At 38.2% G+C, this 24330-nt stretch carries 26 protein-coding genes; 12 read left to right on the top strand and 14 right to left on the bottom strand.

Annotation, left to right across the window (positions count from 1 at the left end; all coding sequences use genetic code 11):
• Window positions 1-3 precede the first annotated feature (3 nt).
• The 5 genes from MHB51_RS16075 to MHB51_RS16055 form a co-directional block, all read right to left on the bottom strand.
• Window positions 4-1392 (bottom strand): HAMP domain-containing sensor histidine kinase, encoded by a 1389-nt coding sequence (locus MHB51_RS16075; protein ID WP_066167193.1) that lies wholly within the window; start codon window positions 1390-1392, stop codon window positions 4-6.
• Window positions 1389-2081 (bottom strand): response regulator transcription factor, encoded by a 693-nt coding sequence (locus tag MHB51_RS16070; protein ID WP_342558569.1) that lies wholly within the window; start codon window positions 2079-2081, stop codon window positions 1389-1391. The genes MHB51_RS16075 and MHB51_RS16070 overlap by 4 nt, the downstream gene beginning before the upstream one ends.
• On the bottom strand, window positions 2082-3029 hold the full coding sequence (locus tag MHB51_RS16065; RefSeq protein WP_342558568.1) for a YncE family protein: 948 nt from the start codon (window positions 3027-3029) through the stop codon (window positions 2082-2084).
• 313 nt (window positions 3030-3342) lie between these two features.
• Window positions 3343-4245: a TIGR03943 family protein gene (locus MHB51_RS16060; protein WP_342558567.1), complete on the bottom strand. Its 903-nt coding sequence runs from the start codon at window positions 4243-4245 to the stop codon at window positions 3343-3345.
• A gap of 10 nt (window positions 4246-4255) precedes the next feature.
• Complete coding sequence (locus MHB51_RS16055; RefSeq protein ID WP_066167205.1) at window positions 4256-5260, bottom strand: permease; 1005 nt, start codon at window positions 5258-5260, stop codon at window positions 4256-4258.
• A 136-nt stretch (window positions 5261-5396) separates the two neighbouring features.
• Here MHB51_RS16055 and MHB51_RS16050 point away from each other — a divergent pair, with 136 nt between their 5' ends.
• Entirely contained in the window at window positions 5397-5762 is a 366-nt protein-coding gene (locus tag MHB51_RS16050; RefSeq protein WP_066167210.1) for a hypothetical protein, read from the top strand.
• A gap of 232 nt (window positions 5763-5994) precedes the next feature.
• Here MHB51_RS16050 and hemY read toward each other — a convergent pair whose 3' ends face one another.
• From hemY to hemE, 3 genes are all read right to left on the bottom strand, one after another.
• Window positions 5995-7428 (bottom strand): protoporphyrinogen oxidase, encoded by a 1434-nt coding sequence (gene hemY / locus MHB51_RS16045; protein ID WP_066167213.1) that lies wholly within the window; start codon window positions 7426-7428, stop codon window positions 5995-5997.
• 404 nt (window positions 7429-7832) lie between these two features.
• Window positions 7833-8762 carry a ferrochelatase gene (gene hemH / locus MHB51_RS16040; RefSeq protein WP_342558566.1) on the bottom strand — a complete coding sequence of 310 codons (930 nt, stop codon included), beginning with the start codon at window positions 8760-8762 and terminating at the stop codon, window positions 7833-7835.
• A gap of 181 nt (window positions 8763-8943) precedes the next feature.
• Window positions 8944-9993 carry a uroporphyrinogen decarboxylase gene (gene hemE, locus MHB51_RS16035; RefSeq protein ID WP_066167221.1) on the bottom strand — a complete coding sequence of 350 codons (1050 nt, stop codon included), beginning with the start codon at window positions 9991-9993 and terminating at the stop codon, window positions 8944-8946.
• A gap of 206 nt (window positions 9994-10199) precedes the next feature.
• Here hemE and MHB51_RS16030 point away from each other — a divergent pair, with 206 nt between their 5' ends.
• Window positions 10200-10706 (top strand): antibiotic biosynthesis monooxygenase, encoded by a 507-nt coding sequence (locus tag MHB51_RS16030; protein WP_066167224.1) that lies wholly within the window; start codon window positions 10200-10202, stop codon window positions 10704-10706.
• A 308-nt stretch (window positions 10707-11014) separates the two neighbouring features.
• Here the strand turns inward: MHB51_RS16030 and MHB51_RS16025 are convergent, their stop codons facing one another.
• Together MHB51_RS16025 and MHB51_RS16020 are read right to left on the bottom strand one after the other, a co-directional pair.
• Window positions 11015-12199, bottom strand: a complete 1185-nt coding sequence (locus tag MHB51_RS16025) for an ABC transporter permease (RefSeq protein ID WP_342558565.1) — start codon at window positions 12197-12199, stop codon at window positions 11015-11017.
• Entirely contained in the window at window positions 12183-12932 is a 750-nt protein-coding gene (locus MHB51_RS16020; protein WP_342471928.1) for an ABC transporter ATP-binding protein, read from the bottom strand. The genes MHB51_RS16025 and MHB51_RS16020 overlap by 17 nt, the downstream gene beginning before the upstream one ends.
• A gap of 116 nt (window positions 12933-13048) precedes the next feature.
• On the opposite strand from MHB51_RS16020, the gene MHB51_RS16015 reads away from it, so the two are divergent.
• From MHB51_RS16015 to MHB51_RS15990, 6 genes are all read left to right on the top strand, one after another.
• Entirely contained in the window at window positions 13049-13462 is a 414-nt protein-coding gene (locus MHB51_RS16015; RefSeq protein ID WP_342558564.1) for an HIT family protein, read from the top strand.
• Between the two features lie 320 nt (window positions 13463-13782).
• Window positions 13783-14310, top strand: coding sequence for a tryptophan transporter (locus tag MHB51_RS16010; RefSeq protein WP_066167236.1), 528 nt, complete (start codon window positions 13783-13785; stop codon window positions 14308-14310).
• 254 nt (window positions 14311-14564) lie between these two features.
• The gene (locus MHB51_RS16005; RefSeq protein ID WP_342558563.1) at window positions 14565-14951 is read left to right on the top strand and encodes a YtxH domain-containing protein; all 387 of its coding nucleotides are present in this window, start codon (window positions 14565-14567) and stop codon (window positions 14949-14951) included.
• Between the two features lie 161 nt (window positions 14952-15112).
• On the top strand, window positions 15113-15661 hold the full coding sequence (locus MHB51_RS16000) for an HTH-type transcriptional regulator Hpr (RefSeq protein ID WP_066167242.1): 549 nt from the start codon (window positions 15113-15115) through the stop codon (window positions 15659-15661).
• 546 nt (window positions 15662-16207) lie between these two features.
• Window positions 16208-16750 (top strand): DUF3267 domain-containing protein, encoded by a 543-nt coding sequence (locus MHB51_RS15995; RefSeq protein WP_342558562.1) that lies wholly within the window; start codon window positions 16208-16210, stop codon window positions 16748-16750.
• A gap of 69 nt (window positions 16751-16819) precedes the next feature.
• Window positions 16820-17005 (top strand): hypothetical protein, encoded by a 186-nt coding sequence (locus tag MHB51_RS15990; RefSeq protein ID WP_066167248.1) that lies wholly within the window; start codon window positions 16820-16822, stop codon window positions 17003-17005.
• Window positions 17006-17125: 120 nt separating this feature from the next.
• On the opposite strand, the gene MHB51_RS15985 is transcribed toward MHB51_RS15990, so the two are convergent.
• Window positions 17126-17230, bottom strand: a complete 105-nt coding sequence (locus tag MHB51_RS15985; protein WP_082799037.1) for a YjcZ family sporulation protein — start codon at window positions 17228-17230, stop codon at window positions 17126-17128.
• 151 nt (window positions 17231-17381) lie between these two features.
• Between MHB51_RS15985 and MHB51_RS15980 the strand changes: the two genes are divergently transcribed.
• Together MHB51_RS15980 and MHB51_RS15975 are read left to right on the top strand one after the other, a co-directional pair.
• A complete protein-coding gene (locus MHB51_RS15980) occupies window positions 17382-18224 on the top strand; it encodes a peptidylprolyl isomerase (protein ID WP_342558561.1) in 843 nt (280 codons plus the stop codon).
• Between the two features lie 172 nt (window positions 18225-18396).
• Entirely contained in the window at window positions 18397-19611 is a 1215-nt protein-coding gene (locus tag MHB51_RS15975) for an ISL3 family transposase (protein ID WP_342558560.1), read from the top strand.
• Window positions 19612-19701: 90 nt separating this feature from the next.
• Here MHB51_RS15975 and MHB51_RS15970 read toward each other — a convergent pair whose 3' ends face one another.
• The gene (locus MHB51_RS15970; protein WP_066167254.1) at window positions 19702-20040 is read right to left on the bottom strand and encodes a zinc ribbon domain-containing protein YjdM; all 339 of its coding nucleotides are present in this window, start codon (window positions 20038-20040) and stop codon (window positions 19702-19704) included.
• A 223-nt stretch (window positions 20041-20263) separates the two neighbouring features.
• Here MHB51_RS15970 and serC point away from each other — a divergent pair, with 223 nt between their 5' ends.
• Window positions 20264-21355 carry a 3-phosphoserine/phosphohydroxythreonine transaminase gene (gene serC, locus MHB51_RS15965; protein ID WP_342558559.1) on the top strand — a complete coding sequence of 364 codons (1092 nt, stop codon included), beginning with the start codon at window positions 20264-20266 and terminating at the stop codon, window positions 21353-21355.
• 208 nt (window positions 21356-21563) lie between these two features.
• On the opposite strand, the gene yhaM is transcribed toward serC, so the two are convergent.
• A complete protein-coding gene (gene yhaM, locus MHB51_RS15960) occupies window positions 21564-22499 on the bottom strand; it encodes a 3'-5' exoribonuclease YhaM (protein WP_066167263.1) in 936 nt (311 codons plus the stop codon).
• A 185-nt stretch (window positions 22500-22684) separates the two neighbouring features.
• On the opposite strand from yhaM, the gene MHB51_RS15955 reads away from it, so the two are divergent.
• Window positions 22685-22870: a YhzD family protein gene (locus MHB51_RS15955; RefSeq protein ID WP_066167266.1), complete on the top strand. Its 186-nt coding sequence runs from the start codon at window positions 22685-22687 to the stop codon at window positions 22868-22870.
• Window positions 22871-23126: 256 nt separating this feature from the next.
• On the opposite strand, the gene MHB51_RS15950 is transcribed toward MHB51_RS15955, so the two are convergent.
• Window positions 23127-24305, bottom strand: coding sequence for a hypothetical protein (locus MHB51_RS15950; RefSeq protein WP_342558558.1), 1179 nt, complete (start codon window positions 24303-24305; stop codon window positions 23127-23129).
• Window positions 24306-24330: the final 25 nt, after the last annotated feature.

Genomic DNA, 24330 nt, shown 5'->3' with positions numbered 1-24330 from the left:
TATTTATTCCTCCATTAATGGTATTTTCACATGCACACATGTGCCTATGCTTAATTCACTTTCTATCGTTAACTGTCCTTTGTGCTGCTTAATAAGCTGCTCAACAATTGATAGACCTAGTCCACTGCCGCCATCTGACCGACTTCTTGCCTTATTCACCCGATAAAAGCGCTCTGTTATATGCGGTAAATCCTCTTTTGGAATACCAATACCGGCATCCTTTATCGAAATTAGTGCATAGCGCTCAGCAATAGCTGTTGTAATTTCCACCTTTGAACCTACCGAAGAATAGCGAATTGCATTTTCTAAAATATTGATAAAAATTTGCTTTAACTTTTCCTCATCACCTAAAACAATTAATTCCTCATCAAGTGTTTCACGTAGTTCAATTTGTTTTATCTGTGCGGAAGCGTGTAAAATAGCCGTCACCTCACGCACTGTTTCTGCTAGGGCAATCGGGTAAAGCTCTAGTTCCTCTTGCTCCTGTGTCGTACGCGCTAATTGCAAAAGTTCATTCGTTAAACGCTCCATACGACTAGCCTCGCGCGTAATAAGTTGGATGGCTTCACGCTGTTCTTCCTCAGTCATATAATTTTGACCAATCGCCTCGCTATAGCCTTTAACATAGCTAATAGGCGTTCGGAGCTCATGGGAAACAGTCGCTAAAAAGGTTTTTTGCTGCTCGTCCTCCTGCTGGATAGCATATGCCATTTGATTAAAGGCCTCTGCAAGCTGACCTACCTCATCCTTTGATGCTACATTCACTCTTGTCTCATAATTACCTTCTGTCATTTTTTCCGCTGCCTGTTGCACCTCATGAAGCGGTCGCATAATACGGCGTAGCCCCTGTGCTATAAAGAAAGCTACACATAAGGAAAACAGTGCAGCCCCACCAATTAAGAAGCCAATTTCAGTATTAGCTAACTCGCTAATTTTTGTTAGTGGATAATATAAATAAATAATGCCTTCTAAGCGATTGTACTCAGTAAAAGGCAGTATGACGGAAATAATAGGGCGATCGAAGCGCTTTTCATAGCCTACCTTCGTCACCGTCTGCCCTTGCAGTAATTGCTCGCGCTCACTCGGCCCAATGAGCGTATCATAATCTATGTCAAACGGTACACAAGCACTTAATTCACGTGGATTGCGCACCGCAAATATTTGAAAATGGGAATACGCATTGAAGTCCTCAACGCGTGCTATCAATGCATCGTCCACTTTCCCACCACGATACATCGTTTGCAGCTTTTCTCCTACTTCTATCATCGACTGCTCCATATCAGAAACATAAAGCTCTTCATAAATGAAGTTTGATAAAATATACATAAAAGCAATTGTCGCGATAAGTAAGCTGCACATTAATACCCATATTTTTGTCGTCAGCTTTTTCATAACGGTTCTCCGAATCGATAGCCGATTCCCCAAACCGTTTGGATATACTCACTCGCCTCTTTTAATTGTTTGCCAAGCTTTAAACGCAATGTTTTAATATGCGTGTCGACTGTGCGCGTCCCCCCCGCATAATCCATATTCCAAATGCGCTCTAGCAACTGCTCACGCGAATAAACGATATTAGGATTTTGCATAAACAAATAAAGTATTTCATATTCCTTTAATGTTAATGGCACTGCTACATCTTGAACGAAAACTTTTCTCGACACTTCATCTATTTTAATCACACCATATACGAGCAGCTTTTGTCCTGCTTGTAAATCCACTGTTTCTGAACGTCTCAGGACAGCAAAAATTCTAGCAATAACCTCACTTGCAGTAAAAGGTTTGACAATATAATCATCAGCTCCAATTGTTAAGCCATTTACTTTATCCTCATTCGCATCTTTTGCAGTTAAAAAAATAATTGGCACATTGGAAGTTTGTCGAATTGTTTTGCAGACAGTAAAGCCGTCAAGTTCTGGCATCATAATATCTAGTAAAATGAGGTCAATGGGATGTTTATTTAATTGCTCATATGCCTCGTAGCCGTTTGCCGCTGTAATAGTTTGTATGCTCTCCTTGCGCAAAACGACTTCTAACAAATTTCGCATATCCCGCTCATCATCTACAATTAATACCGTTGTCATTTAGGAATCCCCCCTTACCAGCAGTTGAAACGGCCCTTTATCTGTTGAAATCGTTTCATCTATTTGACCTTGCTTGATAAAATATAATTTATGATCATCGTAGCCTGCAACGATAATATAATTATTAAAATAAGCAACCGCAAATGGATTTGCTCCTACCTCTAATTTCCATTTAATTTCACCTGTTGGTTCTGCCACATAAAGCATATTGCTGCCATGACTGACAATCGCAAGCTCGTCCTCTTTTTGCGCAAAGCCCACAGGCATAATGGACATTGTTCGCCTATAGAGCTCGGTACCTGTCGCTAAATCAAGCGCTTTTATCGCCTCATTTGGACGTATACCTTCACCATGTCCTCCGATGAATAACGTGTTATCAATTATCGCAAAGCCATGTGATGATTTTTCAATCGGCCATTCTGCCTGCAACTCTAAATCTTCCATTGAAACAACAGATAAAACAGTATCTTTGTAATTGACAACATATAACAAGCCTTCATGCGCAATCATCGACATTGGATAGTTGCGTAAAGCAAGCTCTCCATCCGGTTCACCATATAAATTATAGCGCATTAAACTATTCGTCCGGCTATTCGTTAAAAAAATCATTTGCTCGTCTTTCGCGTAATAGGCATTCGTTGTTCCAATACCCGTTTCTATTGTCGCGAGCTTTTTTCCCGAGGATAGCTCATAAATATCAGCCTCTGTCAATTGATGACCATATAATAAAACTCGATCTTGTTGAAGTAATATTGCACCTGTATATGCCTTTTCAAACGTCCAAGTTGTGAGTAGTTCACCATGTTTATCATAAAAAGTAATTGAAGGCTCTAAAATATTCACTGCTGCAACGAACGATTGATGTGGATTAATGCTCGCATAGCGTTCACCTGTACAACCAACTAATAACAATACAAAAGCAATCATGCATGTTAGTTGATATTTCATCTACTCACCCTCCCACTCCATCGTACTGGATAATTGTGAAATAATGATGAAAAACTTACGGTAAATTTATGAACATTATATCTTCTAACAGCTAAGTAAGTGCATAGAATTCTACTTAAGCTCATTTTAAATCAATTACACCGAGGCTAACTCTAGTTGAGAAGCTTGAACTAGTGCTGTCTAATAAGACCTTTTTATTTCGATGACGCATTGAGAGAAAGTTTTCTCTATTTTAATGAGGCAATATTTTACCGAAACACTAAATAAAGCGTCCCAAACGCCGGCTACTACACAGCTTTTTGGACGCCTCAATTTATGAAGTGCTGTAAACATCGATAGGATATAAATAAGGTGTTTCAGGCTCTTGAATTTCTACCCATTGCTCTATTTTAATAATTGGCAAATATGCCCCGTCAAACTCCGTTATATCTAGTGTTCCAATTACCTCAACCCATGTATCCTCAGCAAGAGAAGTTGCTTCAGGGAAATCAGAAAGGAAACCTACTATATTAGCATCTGCAATGCAATGTGTAATAAAAAATCTTGATATGACCATTTGATTTTGAGCGAATTCCTCTTCTTTCAAAATAAAACCATTTAATTGAATTCTTCTTCCTATATATTCCGATACATTATTATTTATTTCGTCATAATAAATAATATAGTCTTCTGCAGCCATATTGATTTTTGCTTTTTTAAAAAGCTCCTTCTTCAAAAGCTCATATTCATTTTCTTGCATTTCCTTTCTACCCTCTATTAATGCTGGGTCAGGCTCATGGTCATATATGTTTTCGACAATCGGTTTATTTGAGCTAACATAATCTCCTATATTGGCTTGCTGCTGTTTTGTCAGCATCATCACCCCTCCTTTTTTATCAGCAATTGTAGAACCTAATATTTGAGCTGGCAAAAGGAAGCCTGTAAGTATCGGTATAATAATAATTGTGTAGGAAAGAGCTTTTCTTGTAGTGAAGGACGTGTTTCCATGGTCATGTGTAGAACAGCAATGCTTGTCATGATGGTGCTTTTTTTCGGCAATTCTAGTTAACTGTACTAAAAATAAAATAAAAAATAAAACTGCCGCTACTATACTTAAATTGCCGTATTTAGGATTGATAAGTTTTTTTATTTCACCAGTCCAATGCAGGCTAAAAAGCATCGCAGAAAATGACAGTAAAATGCAGGCTTTAAAAGCTTGTCGATAGCTAATTTTCACGTTGTCCCCCCTATATATAATTTGCCAATACGAATAAACTAAAATAAACTACTGACGCGATAAAAATGAATAACCAAATAACAAATTTCACTCTAAAAACACCTAACAGCATCATTGTATTTTTTAAATCAATCATTGGGCCGAAAATTAAAAATGATAGGATTGCTGGAGTAGAAAATATTGAACTAAAGGATGCACCTATAAATGCATCTGCCTCAGAACAAAGAGAAAGGATAAATGCTAGTCCCATCATTACTAATAACGAGGAAGATAAGTCATTTCCAATTGAAACTAATGCCTTCGTAGACATATAAGTTTGTACAAAAGCAGCTAAAAATGCACCAATAATTAAATACTTGCCCATATCAAAGAACTCATCTACCGCATGTTTTAGCATGTTGTTTAATTTTTTTAAAAAAGGCTCTTTATCTGTTTTTATAGCGTTGTTGTCATGTAATATCTCTTTTTTAAATTGATTACCTTTAAATAATATACTAATAATTAGCGCGATAACCATCGCTATAGCAAAGCCTAGAATCATTCGTAACCCTGCTATTTTCATATCATTCCCGAAGGCCATGTAAGTTGAAATAATGACAATAGGATTAATAAGAGGCCCTGTCAGCATAAATCCAATAGCTGCGTGTATAGGCACTCCTTTTGTAATAAGTCTCCTCACTATTGGCACTATGCCGCATTCACAAGCAGGAAACAATGCTCCTACAACGCAGCCCATCAAGACTGACAGCCATTTACTTTTCGGAATCCATCTTTGAATATGCTCCTCTGTCAAAAATATTGAAATAAAGCCTGCAATTAATACCCCTATTAATACAAAAGGCAGGGCTTCTATTAAAATACTCAAAAAAATTGTATTTAGATTTAATAACGAAGCAGTTGTTGTGCTAAAGGATGTTAGATGGTTTACTATTGGCGAAATCAGAAACAACAATAATAAAATAAATATTCCCCAAGTAATCAATAACCCCTTTGACATAAAAGCGTTTTTTTCCATAATTACCTCCATGACTCGTGGATGTATATTGCAAAGTAAAGTAATTTATGAAAAATAGCATTTAGATATTCTTATAATTACTGTATACTTTTCTCAACAAAATTTTTGCCACTTGAATATTGGAGGGAGGTTCATTATGAAATTTCATTTTTTTATTATTATAATTGCTGTACTATTTTTATCTGCCTGCATACCAAAAATAGTGACATTTGCAGGAGAAGATGAGAATTGGAAAGTCATTTTCGAGGTGACAAATGATAAAATAAAGAAGGAGCAATGCGCTGAGATTTCAGGGTATATTCGCTATATCGGCAATGAGCCTATACCTGAGAAAATCGAATATACAATTAACCATGGATTCGAAACAACTGACACACCAACATTAGACGACAATGGGATATTTCACTTTACAAAGGGCTGCACATATGCAACAGAGGGTTCTACGGTTGAAATCACGATTCAGTGGGAAGATAAAGTAACTACAATCCATTTAAATAAATAAAGCTGTTTGAAAAGTATTACCCTTTCAAACAGCTTTATAAAAAAACAGATATACTCCTGCTATTACTCAGGAGTTGTCCGAAAAGTCCATTTTGTTTTGACACTGCATTGAAATAAATGTTTTCATCGCTTCCCTTTTACAGAAGGATAACGCTGCTAAAGTCAATGTTCATCCCATTTTTAAAAGAGGCGTTCTCTGTTTATATGAATCAACATTTTGCGAAACATCATCGCTACTGTCCCTCTTTATATTCAAACAACTTTGTAAGCATGCTCTCTGCCGCTTCTTTCCCTTGGGCAACACATTCTGGGACACTAATACCCTCATAGGAGCTTCCAGCCAATTGAACGTACGGAAATTGCTGCATTAATTCCTCTTGCATTGTATGAAGCCGCTTTTCATGTCCAACTGTATATTGCGGCATCCCTTGCTTCCAGCGTGTTACAACAGTTGTTAGAGGCTTATCTTTAATGCCTAATAAGCGACATAAATCTTGTAATACTGTCTTTTCAATTTCTGTATCAGATAGCTCTACGACCGCCTCATCCCCAACACGTCCGATATAAATGCGCAATAAATCATAACCATCTGGCGCTACATTATCCCATTTGCGGTTACTCCACGTACAAGAAGTAATAACAAAATCGCTGTTTCTAGATACGAAAAAGCTCATCGCATCCTTGTATTTTTCAATTTGCTCGCGCTTAAATGCCATCGTTACAGTAGCAATTGTTGCATAATTCATATTCGGCAAATGTTGCATTAAATTATGTGCTTTAAAGGCTTCTTTCGCAACATTAAAGGGTGAAGTCATAATAATGGAATCTGCTTGAATTGGCTCACCATTGTTTACATGTACAGTCATAGTGCCATCTAAAGCTTTATCTATCGATTCTACACGCACACCTTTTAAAATTCTGCACGTTGCTAATTGCTCCTCTAATACTTCTATTAACGTTTCCAAACCATTTTGAAATGATTCATAATAAGCTTCCTCGCCGATTACATGCGGATACAAATGCTTGCCGTTTTTCTTTAACCCAAGTAATAAGCTACGATGCTCCTTTTCCAACTGAAAAAACTGCGGAAACATCGCCTGAATACTTAAATGGTCGATATCTCCTGCAAATGTTCCTGCTAATAATGGCTCTACTAAATTTTCAACTACTTCTTTGCCAAAGCGGCGTCTAAAAAAATCGCCAATTGGCTCATCTTCTTTTTCAGGCGATTTCGGTAATAATAAATCACCAATCGCTCGGATTTTACCTGTAAGCGAAATTAAACCGGATGTTATAAACGAAGATACCTCGGGCGCTCCCCCAAGTAAAATACCACTTGGAATAGGGTATAACTCGCCCCCAACTGCGACATAGGCTTGTCCTGTATTATGGCGAACAATTTCATCCTCAATACCTAAATCAGCAGCCAAATTACGCACGCTACCAGATTGGTCGAAAAACGATTCGGGACCTCGCTCAATTATAAAACCATCTTTACGCAATGTTTGAATTTTTCCCCCAAGGCGCAATGATGCTTCAATTACTATAATTTCTATTGGTAAATTATTTTTTTTCGCTTCTTGCTGCAAATAAAAGGCTGCGGATAATCCAGTGATGCCTCCACCAACAACAACAATCCTCCGTTTTTTTCTATTCGTCACTATCATCACTCTCTTATTATAAGTATCGCATTTTACTATCCTTTATCTTGATTCAGAAGAAGATTTCTAATTCTATAGATGACAAGATGAATGTTCATTAACACTCACTTTCGCAGGCGTGCAAACTCCTGCTGAATCAAGATAAGGCCTCTGGCAAATGCTTCAAATTTTACAAGGTATTAATTGGCTAATAGCTTAATTTAGCTATGCTTGTCGGGAATAACCAAAAATCTTAGCAAAAATTAGCCAAGGCATAATTGATTTCTAAATAGTGACTAGTAGCCACACTAGAATTAAATTACAGACCTTTATCAAGTGCGTAAGCCTTTTTAAATGGCATCTCACCATTCAAAGTGCAAACAACTGTCTGAAAGGTAGGCAGTAACCTACTTTTCAGACAGCCACATTTTTTATGCTAATTTTTTATTAATGGCATCTACCATTGCATCAATAAATAATGTGTGTGTATTTGGCATTGTTGGTCGATAATAGCCTACGCCTAGCTCATCACACACTACTTTACATTCGAAGTCATTGTCATATAGCACCTCTAAATGCTCTGTAACAAATCCAACTGGAGCATAAATGAATGCTTTATAGCCATGCTCTTTAAATAAATCACGTGTTAAATCTTGTACGTCAGGTCCTAACCAAGGTTCTGGGGTTTTTCCTTCTGACTGCCAGCCTACTGCAATATTTTCAATTGCTGACGCCTCTTTAATTAAACGTGCTGTTTCAATTAACTGCTCTTCATACGGATCGCCAGCAAGTTTAATTTTCTCAGGCAGGGAATGGTTTGAAACGATTAAACAGCAGTTTGCTCGCTCTTCCTCAGACATTTTTGTTAGTTCACCATCGACTGCTTGCTGCCAATATTTAATAAATTTCGGCTCATCATACCAAGCTTCCACTGATTTAATTGTTAAAGTACCGCCTAGTTTTTCAGCCGCTTCCTGTGCACGTCCATTATAGGATTTAATAGAAAATGTAGAGAAGTGCGGTGCTAATACGATTGAAACAGCATCCGTAATACCTTCTTTTTCCATCGCTTCTACTGCATCTTCCACGAATGGCTCGATGTGCTTTAAGCCGATAAATACTTTATATTCTACTTCGTCCTGCACTTCGTTCAAGCGTGCACATAATGCATTAGCTTGTGCCTCCGTCATTTTTGCTAATGGCGAAATACCACCAATTGCACGATAGCGCTCTGCTAAATCATCAATATCCTCTTGTGCTGGCTTACGTCCATGGCGGATATGTGTATAATAGCGTTCAATATCTTCTTCCTTATATGGCGTACCGTACGCCATTACTAATAATCCTCGTACTTGTTTCATGCGTGTCACCTCTTCAATAGATTAATTTATCCCGCATTAACGGGCAGTAAGACGCCCACTTCAAGACTTAAGTGAAATCAGCATAAGGATAAGTGGGAAATCAACTGCCCGTAAATGCCTAATTGGTTCAACTAACAATCAGTAGGGGATGAGAAAAACCCCCACTAATTGAAGTTTCACTTTATCCGCGCTTCGCAATTTGCTCGCGGCTATATTCGTGAATAAACGCAGTTAGACGCTTCAAAACTGCTGGCTCAACGTCTGGGAATACGCCATGGCCTAAGTTGAAAATATGGCCAGATGCCTCTAAACCTTGATCGATAATTTCCTTCGCTCTCGCTTCAAGTACATCCCAGCTTGCTACTAGCATTGTCGGGTCTAAATTTCCTTGTACTGGCTTTGTAATACCTTTCGCGCGCGCCTCTTGAATGGATAAGCGCCAATCCAAGCCTACTACGTCAATCGGTAAATCATGCCATTCATTTACTAAATGACTAGCGCCTACACCAAATTGAATAAGTGGTACATTTAATTTGCGTAGCTCACTAAAAATACGCGTCATAACAGGCTTGATAAAGATTCGATAATCAGCTACATTCAATGCGCCTACCCACGAATCAAAAATTTGAATAGCCTTCGCACCCGCTTCGACTTGCGCAGTAATATCAACAATAATCATATCTGCCAACTTGTCCATTAAAGTGAACCAAGCTTGCGGCTCTGATACCATGAAAGATTTTGTTTTTGCGTAATTGCGTGAAGGGCCGCCTTCAATCATATAACTTGCTAATGTAAACGGTGCACCACCGAAACCGATTAACGGTACGCTCAATTGCTCTTGTGTCAGCATTTTAATTGTTTCTAATACGTAAGGTGTGTGCTCCTGTGCATTAAACTCCCCTAGCTTTTCAACATCTTGCACAGAACGAATGGGATTAGAAATGACTGGTCCAACACCCGCTTTAATTTTCACATCCACACCGATTCCTGGTAATGGCGTGACAATATCTTTATAAAGAATAGCAGCATCCACATCATACTGCTCTACAGGTAAACGAGTTACGTAAGCACATAGCTCTGGCTGCATTGTAATTTCTTCAAGCGAATATTTTTCTTTAATTTCTCGGTACTCTGGCTGCGAACGCCCTGCTTGTCGCATATACCATACTGGCGTGTGTTCTGTACGTTCCCCGCGCGCTGCTCTTAGCAATGTATCATTAAATGTTTTCATATTTACTTAATTTCCTTTCCCCTCAATTTTATTACTGTTGACTCAATCCATTGATACCCATTATCAATAGTAAGCTGTCCACAGTCTATTGTATAGTTTTCTTATTAAAATGTCATAAAAATGTTGTTTCTATAAGCATTGTTTTGACAAATATTGTTTCAATAGCTTTAAATGGAGGTAATCATGTAAAACGGAGGCGATTCAATATGTATATTTACTTTACTTCTGGCACAGCAGATTTTATGGAGAAAGTACGAGCGAAGCATGCCGATGAAGCCATTTTCATTATGCACGGTGAAGGCAATACTGTGCTCATTCAAGAAAGTGATAAGAAAAAATCGGTATTTGCAGTACCGCGCAAATATGAGGTGCTTGATGCAGTGGGAGAATTACACCAAAAGGGTTACTTCGTTATGAACAATATCCCTGTCTCCGATGAAGGTCGTCCTGTTTTCGAGCACCGCTTTTTAAATCGCGCTGGCGCAATCGAACAGGAACCCGGCTTTATTGCATTTAGGCTACTACGACCATTAGATTCTGATACGTACATCGTTCTCACACAATGGGCTGGCCCCGCGTCCTTCGAAGCATGGCAATCCTCGCAGGCCTTTAAAAAAGCCCATAGCGAACGCCCAGCCACTTCGCCTGCCCAAAACATCTTTAGCGGCGCAAGCTATGTAACAAAATACGCTGCTCCCCTTGACGAAGAATAAGAATAGCGGGGGCTGTCCAAAAAGCCGTGCATAGCCGGCATTTTGGACAGTAGCGATGATGTTTCACATAAGGTAGATTCCTATAAACAGAAAATGCCTCTTTTAAAAATGGGAGGAACATTGGCTTTAGCAGCGTTATCCCTCTGTAAAAGGAAAGCGATGAAAACATTGATTTCAATGCGGTGGCAAAGCAAAATGGACTTTTCGGGCAACTCCTTGCTCCTTAATTCCGTGAAACTCAGCAACCCGCGCCTACTATTCATTTATTCTGCGTTTTACAAGTTTTATTGTACATTTCCGCAAATTCGCTATTTTTTCGATAATCGTAGCGTTAATTCACTTACGACAATGATAATAATTGGAATCATATAAAAATGCGGTTGAGCGATTGCACAGAGTGTTACAATAATGGACTGTACTACACTCGTTATACGCAATAGCTTTTCGACAGCTTTCAAACGCTGTGTTGGAGCAATTGGGAATAACATATCCATGCGAAACTCGCCATTCGATAGCAGCGCTACCTTTAATTGCAATGTTGTCGCAAAGGCAAGTGCTGCCACAACAATCCATGCCACGATTGCGATATCAACAAAAGCTGTAATTACTGCGGCAATTGCAGTTAGGCGCAGCCATAAATAAAAATGGTCGTCCGTCCGAATAAATGTACGGAATACTAAATAAAGCTGTGTGTTTTTACTCGAAAATACAATCCATTTATAAGCACTATCCAGCCAAGCACGTCGACGAATTGTACCACGTAAATGAGGTACATCTGTAAAGTAGTTAGCAAAACGGTAAAAGCGCAACATCCGATTTTGCTCCAAATGCACAAAATGCTCGTACGGTACAGGCTGCCCTATTACTCTCTTTTGTAGCGACATTTTATATGCAAAAAATATGATTAGATAAATTGCTGCCAAATATACGCTCGATGTGAGTGCTGTTTCAATGGCTAAGATTGATAATAACCCCCTTGCTAAACGATCCACCACAATGGCCTGTCCACGGTTAGCAAAGCGATAATTGAACTCAATCACGACATTCAAATACTTTAAAGCAATGATAAAGGCTAGACCTAGCCAAATTTGCAATGACGATAGTTCCGTCACCGTTTTTAAAAGTGGTATCGTAACAATATACACAACAGCAGGGATAATGAGCTGGGACCAAAACGTCCAATTGACAGCCTTTTTAAAATAGACGGGCATCTGTGTTTCTAGCGGCAATAAATAAACTTGGTCTGGTTCCTTTATAAGCGTTGTCGGGCGGCTAAATGCAAGTAAAATGCCAACAGTGGCAGCTACTAGCCATTCGGCAGGGAAGCTAGCTGGGGCTACCTTCAGCCATTCACTATATTGATAGCCTGCTGCTCCTGCAACGAAAACGAAAACAATTGCAATATGACCCGTCACAATAAAGCGCATATATTTCTGCACTTCATTAACAAAATGCCCGAAGCGCATCTTCCATATATTATGCATGTTGTTCATTGTCTTGCTCCTTTGTCATTGCAATATATAAATCGTCTAGGCTCGCATTTGGCATGTTAAACGCCGCGCGTAAATCATTCATCGTCCCTTGTGCACGCACATGTCCCTCATGTAATAAAATAATTCGGTCACAATACTTTTCTGCCGTTGATAAAATATGTGTTGACATTAAAATGGAAGCACCCTCTCGCTTCTTCGCATCCATTTGCTCTAAAAGAGATTGAATACCGAGCGGGTCTAATCCAACAAATGGCTCATCAACAATATAAAGTGCCGGGTTAATTAAAAAGGCACACATAATCATCACCTTCTGCCGCATCCCCTTTGAAAAATGCGCAGGAAACCAATTTAAACGCTTCTCCATTCTAAATTCCTTCAATAAATAGGCAGAGCGCTCCTTTAATGTTTTTTCATCCAAGCCATAAGCCATCGCAGTAAGCTCTAAATGCTCCTTCAATGTCAGCTCATCATATAAAATTGGCGTTTCAGGAATATAGGAAAAAGCTTTTCGGTACTCATCCATATTTTGCTTTAGCGTCACACCATTCAGGCGAATTTCTCCTGCCTGCGGTAAAAGCGTGCCGATAATATGTTTGATTGTTGTACTTTTGCCCGCGCCATTGAGCCCGATTAAGCCCACTAGCTCTCCTTTTTCAATTGTAAAAGATAAATTTTTAATAACAGGCTTACGCGTATAGCCACCTGTTACGTTCGTCACTTGTAAAATTGTCATGAAATGTCACTCCTATCTCTTCAGTTTAGTTTAACAAAAATAAGCAGAACAAGCAGTTCATATATGCTAAAATATATGTACAATTTGATTATTTTATATGAAGGAGTGCAAAAACAATGAGTGAGTGCCTATTTTGTAAAATTATTGACGGGTCTATCCCAAGTATAAAAGTATATGAGGACGAGCATGTATACGCTTTTATGGACATTATGCCTTTAACAAAAGGTCATACATTATTAATTCCGAAAAAGCATTGCCGTGATTTATTTGAAATGCCTGAAGATGTTGCTAGCTACTTATACGCAGCGGCACCGAAAGTAGCAAAAGCAATTCAATCAGCCTTCAATCCTATCGGTTTAAACACAGTAAACAATAACGGAGCTGCTGCTGGACAAACTGTTTTCCATTATCACCTGCACTTCATTCCACGCTACGATGAGACGGATGGCTTACGCTTAGTTTGGACAACAACACAGCCTTCTAAAGAAGAGCTAGCAGAGGCTGCTGAAGCGATACGTGAATTCATCTAATTCGATTGAGCCGAAGTCCCCCATTTCTCTCTAAGGCGGGATGTGCAAGAAAATAATTAAAAAAGAGAGCCCGGCGGATGTCACAGAATTTAAAGGAAGGCTGCAAGCCGTAGGTTAGTTAACCGTTGGCACAGGACGCGACGTTTTTACAATTAGCTCGAAAAAATCTGGACGAGAGTTAACAGGAGCGTAATTAATTTTCTTTCTTGCTTTTTTATAAAATTATTCGTACAATAAAATGTAAGTTTTCGCTAATAGCAACGAGTGCATATTAGGAAAATGCCAAATTAAATGAGCATAGCTTAGAGGAGAAGAGACAAATGAATACAAAAAATTTAGTATTAATGGCGCTGTTAGTTGGGATTGGTGCCACACTTTATGTGATTATCCCGGGTTTTAATGGTGGCATGAAGCCTGACTTTATGCTAACAATGATGTTTATCGGAATTATACTATTCCCAACATTGAAGGAAACATTTTTATTATCGCTCGCAACTGGCGTTCTATCTGGGCTATTTTCAACTTTCCCGGGTGGCTTCGTACCTAACATTATTGATAAAGCAGTAACAGGCTTTGTCTTTTTAATCATCGTACTGATTTTACGTCATAGCGTTCAAAAAGCAGCCGTATCCATTATCATAGTAGCTACTGGAACAATTATTTCTGGCACAACATTTTTAACAATGGCGCTGCTATTAACAGAAGTACCAATTGATTTTTCAGTGTTATTTGCAACAGTCGTATTACCAGCAACTGCCTTAAACGCAATTGCTTTTGCAATCATTTTCCCGATTGTCAGCAAATTACTAAAGCGTTCAAACTTCAAAACGTCCGTATCACATGCGTAAAATAAAAAAGAAGCATCCGAAAAGCGTGCAAAGCACCGCTTATTGGATGCTTTATTTGTTTTAATGAAAGGAAAAGCCTCCGAATCCCAAGCCTATCATATTCTCGCTGCTTCTTACTTTCAAGAAGCACGATTGAAATGTTGCAAAAGCAGTGGCTCGGCACGCTTTTGGGACGCCCCATCCCCCTATCGTTTGTATAATCAATACACGAAATGGTTTAATATAAATATAAAAGAATTAAGGAGAGATGTTTTATGAAGGCCAAGCCATTTTTAATTGGGTTAACTGCTGGAATCGTCGGTGGTGCGATTGCCACGATTTTATCCGCCCCACAATCAGGCAAACAGCTGCGAACGAATATTACAAGCTTTTCAACAAGTACGAAGGAACGCTTAAACGACGTTAATTTTCAAACAAAAAATGTCAAGCAATCTTTTAGTAATTTATCAAATGAAGTAAAAAACAATATTCCTCAAATAATAAAAGAATTATCGCAATCATTCACAAGCTTCAAACAGCAAATTGAACCAGAAACGGCTCTATTAAAACAAGAAATCGAAGGATTACAGAAATCTATCGGCGAAATCGAGCAAAATCTATCGCAATTCACTGAAAAAGACGAGAAACAAAAACAGGTATAAAGAACCATCCGACCGAAGAAAGATATTCATTTTATTATTATTTTTAATAATTTTAGATGTTTCTCTTGATGAATGTAATTATTTTATTTTTCAAACTTTAAACTTTTTTCTTTTATTGCTATAATATTTTAAAATTGCAACGAAAGAAGAAGGTGAAGATTTTGTCTGAACAATTATATACAACGAAAGAAGCAATGCTTTATAGCCAAAGAACTGCCCAGCTATCTAAAGCTTTATGGAAGGCTGTGGAAAAGGATTGGCAACTTTGGATTAAACCATATGACTTAAATATAAACGAACACCATATTTTATGGATTTCGTTTCATTTACAAGGCGCATCTATTTCAGATGTTGCAAAATTTGGTGTAATGCACGTTTCTACAGCTTTTAATTTTTCAAAAAAATTAGAAGAGCGTGGCTTATTGAAATTTTCAAAGCGCGATGATGATAAGCGCAATACATATGTGGAGTTAACAGAAGCCGGTTCACAGTTAATCATTTCAATGAATGAACACTATCACGACACACCACACTGCATTTTAGATGGCTCTCTACCTTTGCGCGAAATATATGGTAGATTCCCAGAGTTTTTAGATGTTATGGCGGTTATTCGCAATATTTACGGCGAGGATTTTATTAAAATTTTTGAACGCTCTTTTAAAAATTTTAAAGAAAATTTTGACCAAGTACATTCATCTTCCCAGCAATAATAAATAATACGAGGCTGTCTGAAGGGTGGTGCATTTGCACGCTTATCAGACAGTTTTGCAATTTTATCCCGTATTAACAGGCTGTAAGACCCCCACTTCAAAACAACAGATAAAATCAAGATGTTTAAGTGGGGGATCCAACAGCCTGTAAAAACCCGATTGGTGAAACTACCAATCAGTGGGGGATGAAGAAAACCCCCACTGATTGAAGGTTCACTTTATCCCGCATTAACGGGCAATAAGACGCCCACTTCAAGACTTGAATGAAATCTGCTTAAGGATAAGTGGGAAATCAACTGCCCGTAAATGCCCGATTCGTTCAACTAACAATCAGTGGGGGGATGAGGAAAACCCCCGCTGATGGAAGTTTCACTTTATTATTCCTATTTAGCCCTCTCTTAATCAATCGCGCCAAAGCGTAAGCATAATTGATTAAGGAGGGCTAGCTTCATCTATGCTTTAAGCTGAAAAAAATAGCAATTTACTTACTTTTTCTTTACAATAGTAATACTATATTTGCAGGATAATTAAGAAAGAAGGTGTACTATGCATTGTTGGAAAACAATTAATACTGTATCTGAATATGGCATCGTGCGATTAACATTATTAGCTGTCCTAACTTTTGTCTCTGTTTTTTGCACGTCCTATGTGATGACAAGCTTACAATTACGTGCCCCGCATACAGATAAATATTTGCTTTTCTTTTTTATAGCTGTTCTTCTTTTATATCCAGTTCATAAAGCAATTCATTATCTAGCATTATTAAAATATCGAAAAAAAATAAAATTTCGCTGGAAAATCATTTTTCGCATCGTTCCTATCATGCGCTTACGTTTGAAGGAGCCTATTCCTAAAAATCGTTATGTACTCGCGTTGCTGACGCCTTTTCTCTTGCTAAATAGCGCATTTTTAGCAGTTGCGATATTTTTTCCACTATACTCACACTATGCTTGCTTACTACTAGGCTTTCATAGTAGCATATGTTTAATTGATTTATTAAACGTCAAAAATTTGTGGCATGCACCTGCTAATTCATTGATTGAGGAAACGCCGAAAGGCTATGAAATATTAGTGCCTGCTGGCGTGTAGCAATAACTTGTCTTACTAGTTATATATTTGGTATGCTTGACGATGAATCGAAAGAGAGGAGGAATAGGCTTGCTATTAGTAGTAATCATACTATTCTCTGTATTTTACTTATTCCAAATAAACCGCATGACCTATGCTCTTTGTATACGCAAAGAAATTCCAGAAGAAAAGCAACCGAAAATCTTTCGTACGATTAATGTTCTCATAACGATTTTATTAGTTTCTTTTTATATGGAAGTATTGTTTACTGTTTAACAGTGAAGTGACGTCTCGAAAAGCCATTTTGAGACGGCTCCTTTCACTTTGTAGCAAAAATAAAACAGGCTGTAGAAAAAGACATGCAATAGCATACTTTTTCTACAGCCTTTTTTTTAACTAGTAAAGATATGCAGCACCGACAATGATAAGTAAAATGAATAATACAACAATCAGCGCGAAACCTGAACCGTAACCGCCGCCATTGTAGCCTCCACCGCCCATTGTGCTCCCTCCTTTCACCTTTCTATCATCTATCGTATGCACTCTTCAACTTAAATCTTAGGCACTTTTGGTATGCAACCATTTTGTTTTTTTTTCGTTTATGTTATAGTAACTATTGCATTTAAAAGAAAGTTAGGAGCGTAAATTTCACATGAAAAAAACATTTTTAGCAATAACGCTTGCAGCCTCTTTAGGTTTAGCGGCATGCAGTAACCCCGGAAAAGAAGTAATCGTTACTTCAAATGTAGGGGATTTAACACAAGACGAATTTTATAAAGAAGTAAAAAGCTTAGCTGGCGAACAATTATTACAGCAAATTATGGTTGAAAAAATCCTACTTAACAAATACAAAGTAACAAATGAGGAAATTGAAGCAGAATTGACTACAGTAAAAGAATCTGCTGGTGAGCAATTTGAAGCATTACTTCTACAAAATAATTTATCAGAAGAAGCTTTAAAGGAAAATATTCGCTTCAACTTATTAAGTCAAAAAGCTTTGGAAGATATGGAAGTATCGGATGAAGATATTCAAAAGTATTACGACCAAGCTAGCCAAGAATTAAAAGCTCGCCATATTTTAGTGAGTGATGAAGAAACTGCAAAAGAAGCTATTGAGCGTATTAAAGGCGGAGAAGATTTTGCAACTGTTGCTGAAGAAATGTCATCTGATGGCTCGGCAGCAAACGGTGGCGATTTAGGCTGGTTCTCAGTAGGTATGATGGTGAAAGAGTTTAATGACGCAGCATATGCACTTGAATTAAACACAGTTAGTGAGCCTGTAAAATCACAATTTGGTTACCATGTAATTGAAGTAACTGAAAAACGTGATGTTGAAGATTATGGTACATTCGAAGAGAAAAAAGACGAAATTCGTGAAGAACTTCTTGCACAATATAGCATGGATGATGTAATTGCAAAATTATTAAAAGATGCTGAAGTAGAAGTGAAGGATGCTGAGTTAAAAGGCACATTCGACAAATATTCAACAAAATAAAATGAAGAGGTGTATGAAAAGTGATTTGTTAGGTCACCTTTTATACACCTTTTGTTTTTTGGTTCTATAATATTTGTTGGGGTGTACACACAATTTGGATAAAAAAAGACACGTACTCACCGATTTCTTTTATACTTGAATTGTTGAGAAACAAGTAAGAGAAAGGTGAGACGTGTATATGAATTTTATCATGAATATCCCTGGATTAAAAGGAGTTATTATCGAGAAGGTGGAGGAGCTTGGAGAGCGGACTTGCCTTTATGTGTCTCTTCCTAAAAAACCTCATTGCTGCCCGAACTGCGGGGAAACTACACAGAAAATCCATGATTACCGCATGCAGAAAGTCAAGCATTTGAAGTGGTTTGAACGGTTGACTTGCCTGTTTTACAGACGGCGCCGTTATGCGTGTTCTTGCGGAAAAAGGTTCTCTGAACACGCTCCATTTGTGGAAAGGTATCAGCGCTTCACAAAGGAATGGAATCAGGTGGCACAGGTGCGCTCCGTGAAAGCCAAGACGTTTAAAGAAGCCGGTGAGGTTCTCGGTGCCTCTAGTTCCACCATCATCCGCCGCTTTCAGTCAGCCGCAAAAACGCAGATGGCAGAAGGCGTGCGCCTGCCGAAAGCCATTGCGATTGATGAATATAAAGGGGATACAGACGAAGGAAAATTCCAACTGATCATTGCGGATGCAAAAACCCGGGAGCCGCTTGATATCCTACCCAACCGGCGGAAAGAAACGATTCAGGACTATCTGCGCCAATATGGTCAGGACGTGGAGCTGGTGGTGATGGACATGAATCCAAGCTTCAAAGCAGCAGTCAAAAAAGCATTGAGTCGGCCCGTCATCATTGCAGACCGGTTCCACTATTGCCGGTACATCTACTGGGCGTTGGATGAGGTACGGCGAAAAGTGCAGAAGGAATGGCACGCATATGACCGGAAGAAGTGTAAGCGGATGCGTCATGTGCTCTATAAACGGGCATCTAAACTGACCCGAAAAGAACGCTGGTATGTGGACCGTTATTTGGGGATGTCTGAAGAATTACGGCAGGCATACGAACTGAAAGAAGCTTATTGCGAATGGTTTGACTGGGCTAAAACAGCAGAAAATGTAGTAGAAGTAAAAAGGCGGTTAGAAGTATTTTATCAGGAAGTGGAAACGAAGCAGATTCATGCGTTTTTAAAGGCCATTAAAACTTTTAGAAACTGGCAGGTAGAGATTTTGAACAGTTTTAACTTCCCTTATTCCAATGGATTTTTAGAAGGCATTAACAACAGAACAAAAGTGATGAAACGCAACGCATATGGCTTTCGGCGTTTCGATCACTTCAAAGCAAAAATCTTATTAAACATTCGGTATAGAAATATCGGGGTTCATTTGGGGTGACGTGAATTTTACCTCACCCCAACATTTGACGTTGAACCTGTTTTTCAACCCATTTTAGGTTATGTCTTAATGCTCTGGATAGTATGTTTTTTAGTTTTTCTTAACGAATTCCGATTTTAACTTCATCGGACCAAAGCCGTCAATCTTACAATCGATATTATGGTCGCCTTCTACTAAGCGGATGTTTTTTACACGTGTTCCGATTTTTAATGTAGAGGAGCTTCCCTTTACTTTTAAATCTTTCACTACTATGACAGTATCTCCATCGGCTAATAAATTGCCGTTTGCATCGCGAACTACTAAGCCTTCCTCTACAGCGGCTTCCTCTGCTGCCGTCCATTCATGAGCACATTCTGGGCAAATATATAGCGTCCCATCCTCATATGTATACGCCGAGTTACACTGTGGGCAATTTGGTAAATTTTCCATTAAAATTCCTCCTTTACTAATCCCCTCTATACTGGCATATTCACTCAATAAATTCAAGCTAAGCACAAATATTACTAGTGATTAACAATGAAATATTCGTGTTTTACACAAAAAATTCACTCTTTTTTTCATTTTACAGCAGGAATTTTAAGAATTTTGCCATAATATTAAGAGAACAGTATATTATATACTTAAGCTTGAAAAGAAAAAGGAGTGTGTCAACGTGAGTACAACTAATCAACGCGCATTTAATTTTAATGCTGGTCCATCTGCTTTACCATTAGAAGTATTACAAATAGCAGAGAAGCAATTAGTCAATTTCAACAACACAGGTATGTCCGTTATGGAGCTTAGCCACCGCAGTAAAGATTTTGAGCAAGTACATAATGAGGCTATTGCACGTCTTCGTCAGCTTTATGCTGTACCGGATAATTATGAGGTAATTTTTTTACAAGGTGGCGCAAGCTTGCAGTTTTCAATGATTCCAATGAACTTTTTACAGTCAGGTGAACAAGCTGATTATATTTTAACGGGAGTTTGGTCTGAAAAGGCATTAGCTGAAGCAAAGCTATTTGGAGCTCCTGTTGCAGTTGCCTCTACAAAGGATAATCACTATAAAAATATCCCATCTGTACATCAAATAAATTTTAATGATGCGGCTGCTTACGTTCATCTTACATCAAATAACACGATTTACGGTACGCAATGGAAGGACTTTCCGACAACAATTGCTCCATTAATCGCTGATATGTCGAGCGATATTTTATCGAAGCCTATCGATGTGAGTAAATTTGCTCTTATTTATGCTGGAGCACAAAAAAATCTTGGTCCTTCAGGTGTGACAGTTGTAATAATTCGCAAGGATTTACTAGAAAAGGCCCATAATAATATTCCTACAACGCTAAAATACTCAACGTTTACAGAAAATAATTCCCTATACAATACACCCCCAACATTCGGTATTTATATGCTTGGCGAAGTATTGAAATGGGTAGAAAAGCAAGGTGGCTTAGAAAAAATTGCTGCACATAACGAAGCAAAGGCAAAGCTAATTTACGATGCCATTGATGGCTCTAACGGCTTCTATATTGGACATGCTGAAAAAGAAAGTCGCTCACTAATGAACATCACGTTCCGTCTAGCAGACGAGGAGCTAGAAAAGCAATTTTTAGCTGAGGCAAAGGCAGCAGGCTTCGTAGGCTTAAACGGCCATCGCTCAGTTGGCGGCTGCCGCGCATCGACATATAACGCGGTCCCATATGAAGCATGTAAAGCGTTGGCAGACTTTATGCACGCTTTTCAGGCTAAACATTAATCAAAAAAGAGGCGCCCCAAAAGCAATATATTTCCTGCTTTTGGGGCGCTTTCGATGATGTTTCATCATAGAAACCTCTAAATAAAATAAAGAAGAGTTTCTTTGAAAATAGGAGAAACATTGGACTTAGCTGTTTTCTTTTGAATTTCAAATAAGCATAAGCTAATTTTTTTAATATTAACGCTCACATTTGAAGGCGGTTTTTGAATTAAATTGTCGGCTTATAAAATGAGCGGTTATCTAGTGGAAACAGTCTCTCTGTGAATTCGCCCGGCTTTGTTTTATCCAATGCACGCTTCAGCATATTCATTTTCGCATCAATATTATCAATATAATGCAAAATTTCTGCTTCTTGAATCATTGGTTTTTTCGGGCTACCCCACTCCTCTTTCCCATGATGTGATAATACGAGATGTTGGAGCAGCATTACCTCTTCACCCTCAATTCCTAGCTCTACGGCTGCCTGTCCAATTTCGTTTACCATAATTGAAATATGGCCAAGCAAATTGCCCTCTATCGTATAAGCTGTTGCAATTGGCCCTGTTAATTCAGCTACTTTTCCAATATCGTGTAAAATAATTCCTGCATACAGTAAATCAGTATTCAAGGTTGGATATAATTCAGCAATCGCCTTTCCTAAGCGCAACATCGACACAACATGGTCAAGTAAACCCGATACATAGTCATGATGATTTTTCGTTGCCGCAGGGTGCACAAGGAGACTAGGCTGATGCTTTTTAATTAAATGACGTGTAATGCGTGAAATGCTTGGGTTTTTAATTTCAAAGAAAAATTGCGTTAGCTCCTCCATTAACTGTTCTTTTGGAATAGCTGCTGATGGCACTAAGTCGCTAACTTGTATTCCTTCCTCTGGACGTGCTACACGAATTTGTTTTATACGTAGTTGATTTTTACCTCGGTAGTCATGGATTTCTCCACCTACACGGACTATCGTTTCAGCTTTATACATATTTTCATGCTCTTCATTTGTATCCCATAGCTTCGCCTCAATATCACCGCTTTTATCTTGTAAAATAAGTGACATAAAAGGCTTCCCTACTGTCGTTACGCCCTTTGTAGCCTGCTTAATTAATAAAAATTGGTCAACGGGCTCTCCAACTTGAAGTTTAGTAATTCCTTCCACTACGAAATCACTCCTTTTCTTGACATTCATCGTTTACAGTACGATTCACTGCTCTTATTGTACCATGATTCGATTAAATAATATTAATAACTATCCACGGATGAGTAAAATAGAAGAAAACAATAGACAGAAAATGAATGTTCATTCATAATATATTTATGACAATACAAAGGGTGGGAAATTCTATGGAAAATTACCGTTTTACAGCATTTGAAAAAACAGGAGAAACATTATTTGATGAAGTATGGTCATTTGATAATGATGAGGCTGCAAAAATCGAAGGGCAAAAACAAATCGATGAAAAAGGGCTATCCGATAAAACACATCGACTTGTAAATTCGGCAGGCAAACTTATTTTATTCCACGTCTAAATTGCTAAGGGGCAAACGCTAAAACTATTTGTCATTAAAACAAACAGTTGTTTGAAAAGCAGTGTACTACGATAATAGGATATATACACTCTTTAACCGTAAAAACATGCTTTTCAGACATCTCACGTGGTCTCGAGAAGCTTATTTTATTTATTTGCGACTTTTCGAATTTATTTGTTAAAAGCTCTCGCAGTCTTTAAAGAAAGGGCATGCCTCAAAAGCTGAGGTATGCCCCTTCTATTTACTAAATTCTACGTTATGACGCTAATGGCTCGAGTATTTCGTATATTTCTTCGTTTGTTGGTACATGCAAATACATGCGCAATTTAATAATACGTGTTAGCTCACGATGAATTAAGTTATCTGCAAATTGTTGCTGATTGTTTGCTAAATACATTTCTTTCAATGTTTTCGACATATTATGCAATGCTTCAAAATCAAGTAAAGCTTGCTCTAACTCTTCTTTATTTAACAAATATTCCTCAGCTAGTATCGTCAAACGCTCATTAAAAATATCTAACATTTGCAAAGCATCGTCACGTATAAAAAAATCTAACACACGCTTTGTTATTTTACTTGCTAAGCTACTACCAATAATCAGCCCAATAATACCTCCAATTAGGCTAACAATTGCTGTGCTCACATTTGGAATCGTTAGGCCAACCGCGCTACCTATTATAGTTCCCGTAATGCCGCCAGCCACACTTGCGGCTGTTTTCGCAACATTTTTAAATAATTGTTGCGAGGACATTTTTCCTTTTACTGTACGGGCGATATCTTCTGCCGACATCCTCCCCGTTACAAGTGCACCTGTCACAGTATTCGCATTCAATAACATCATGCCTTTTTTTGTTGCAATAGAGCCAATCATCGTCTTTTTAGTAATAGTAGCAGCCATCTTTTTTGAAGCTATTTTCACACCGCCTGTTTTCAGAGCACCGGCTATATCTGGATTCAAGTTAAAATCAGCTGTAACGTCATGATGATTGTATAATTGCGATGCAATTACTTCCTCAGCAAATGTTTCTCCTAAAACGGCTAATCCTGTACGAATCCCATTTCCTATTGCGACTTTACGAGAAGCCCCGTTCCACTTGCTTTGTGCATAAGCTATAACAGCACTTATACTAATTGCATCATTGATGAAATTAATACGTCCCTCTTCATCCATCATTAATCCATGGATGTTTCTCGCAACTGTCATATGTTTTATTTGTGCATAAGTAAATGCACCTTTTCTAATCATCTGTGTTAAATTTTTTGCCCCATTTTCTCGTTGCCTAATCGCTTCAACAATTGCCTCATATTGCTCAAATGGAACTTCTAGCAATAAGCGCTCACTATTTGTTATGTACTGTAGACAAACTTCTACCGTATGTTCCGCTATAGGGCAATACACATTTACGCTCTTAGATGTATTATATTTGGATTCCATATATGTTTCCCCCGATTTTATCCAT

Origin of the sequence: Metasolibacillus sp. FSL K6-0083 (assembly GCF_038630865.1) — a bacterium.
GTDB lineage: Bacteria > Bacillota > Bacilli > Bacillales_A > Planococcaceae > Metasolibacillus > Metasolibacillus fluoroglycofenilyticus.
Note: the sequence above shows the minus strand (reverse complement) of the source record. Positions and strands in the feature narration are given on the sequence as shown.

Bases quoted from the DNA above. Each gene is read 5' to 3' on its own strand.
- MHB51_RS15955 (WP_066167266.1), top strand. From the start codon at position 22,685: ATGGAAAATTACCGTTTTACAGCATTTGAAAAAACAGGAGAAACATTA.
- MHB51_RS16010 (WP_066167236.1), top strand. From the start codon at position 13,783: ATGAATACAAAAAATTTAGTATTAATGGCGCTGTTAGTTGGGATTGGT.
- MHB51_RS16030 (WP_066167224.1), top strand. From the start codon at position 10,200: ATGTATATTTACTTTACTTCTGGCACAGCAGATTTTATGGAGAAAGTA.
- MHB51_RS16050 (WP_066167210.1), top strand. From the start codon at position 5,397: ATGAAATTTCATTTTTTTATTATTATAATTGCTGTACTATTTTTATCT.
- MHB51_RS16025 (WP_342558565.1), bottom strand. From the start codon at position 12,199: ATGAACAACATGCATAATATATGGAAGATGCGCTTCGGGCATTTTGTT.
- MHB51_RS16065 (WP_342558568.1), bottom strand. From the start codon at position 3,029: ATGAAATATCAACTAACATGCATGATTGCTTTTGTATTGTTATTAGTT.
- MHB51_RS16005 (WP_342558563.1), top strand. From the start codon at position 14,565: ATGAAGGCCAAGCCATTTTTAATTGGGTTAACTGCTGGAATCGTCGGT.
- MHB51_RS16055 (WP_066167205.1), bottom strand. From the start codon at position 5,260: ATGGAAAAAAACGCTTTTATGTCAAAGGGGTTATTGATTACTTGGGGA.
- hemE (WP_066167221.1), bottom strand. From the start codon at position 9,993: ATGAAAACATTTAATGATACATTGCTAAGAGCAGCGCGCGGGGAACGT.
- MHB51_RS15980 (WP_342558561.1), top strand. From the start codon at position 17,382: ATGAAAAAAACATTTTTAGCAATAACGCTTGCAGCCTCTTTAGGTTTA.
- MHB51_RS16070 (WP_342558569.1), bottom strand. From the start codon at position 2,081: ATGACAACGGTATTAATTGTAGATGATGAGCGGGATATGCGAAATTTG.
- MHB51_RS16015 (WP_342558564.1), top strand. From the start codon at position 13,049: ATGAGTGAGTGCCTATTTTGTAAAATTATTGACGGGTCTATCCCAAGT.
- hemH (WP_342558566.1), bottom strand. From the start codon at position 8,762: ATGAAACAAGTACGAGGATTATTAGTAATGGCGTACGGTACGCCATAT.
- hemY (WP_066167213.1), bottom strand. From the start codon at position 7,428: ATGATAGTGACGAATAGAAAAAAACGGAGGATTGTTGTTGTTGGTGGA.
- MHB51_RS15950 (WP_342558558.1), bottom strand. From the start codon at position 24,305: ATGGAATCCAAATATAATACATCTAAGAGCGTAAATGTGTATTGCCCT.
- MHB51_RS16020 (WP_342471928.1), bottom strand. From the start codon at position 12,932: ATGACAATTTTACAAGTGACGAACGTAACAGGTGGCTATACGCGTAAG.
- MHB51_RS15985 (WP_082799037.1), bottom strand. From the start codon at position 17,230: ATGGGCGGTGGAGGCTACAATGGCGGCGGTTACGGTTCAGGTTTCGCG.
- MHB51_RS16075 (WP_066167193.1), bottom strand. From the start codon at position 1,392: ATGAAAAAGCTGACGACAAAAATATGGGTATTAATGTGCAGCTTACTT.
- MHB51_RS15995 (WP_342558562.1), top strand. From the start codon at position 16,208: ATGCATTGTTGGAAAACAATTAATACTGTATCTGAATATGGCATCGTG.
- MHB51_RS15970 (WP_066167254.1), bottom strand. From the start codon at position 20,040: ATGGAAAATTTACCAAATTGCCCACAGTGTAACTCGGCGTATACATAT.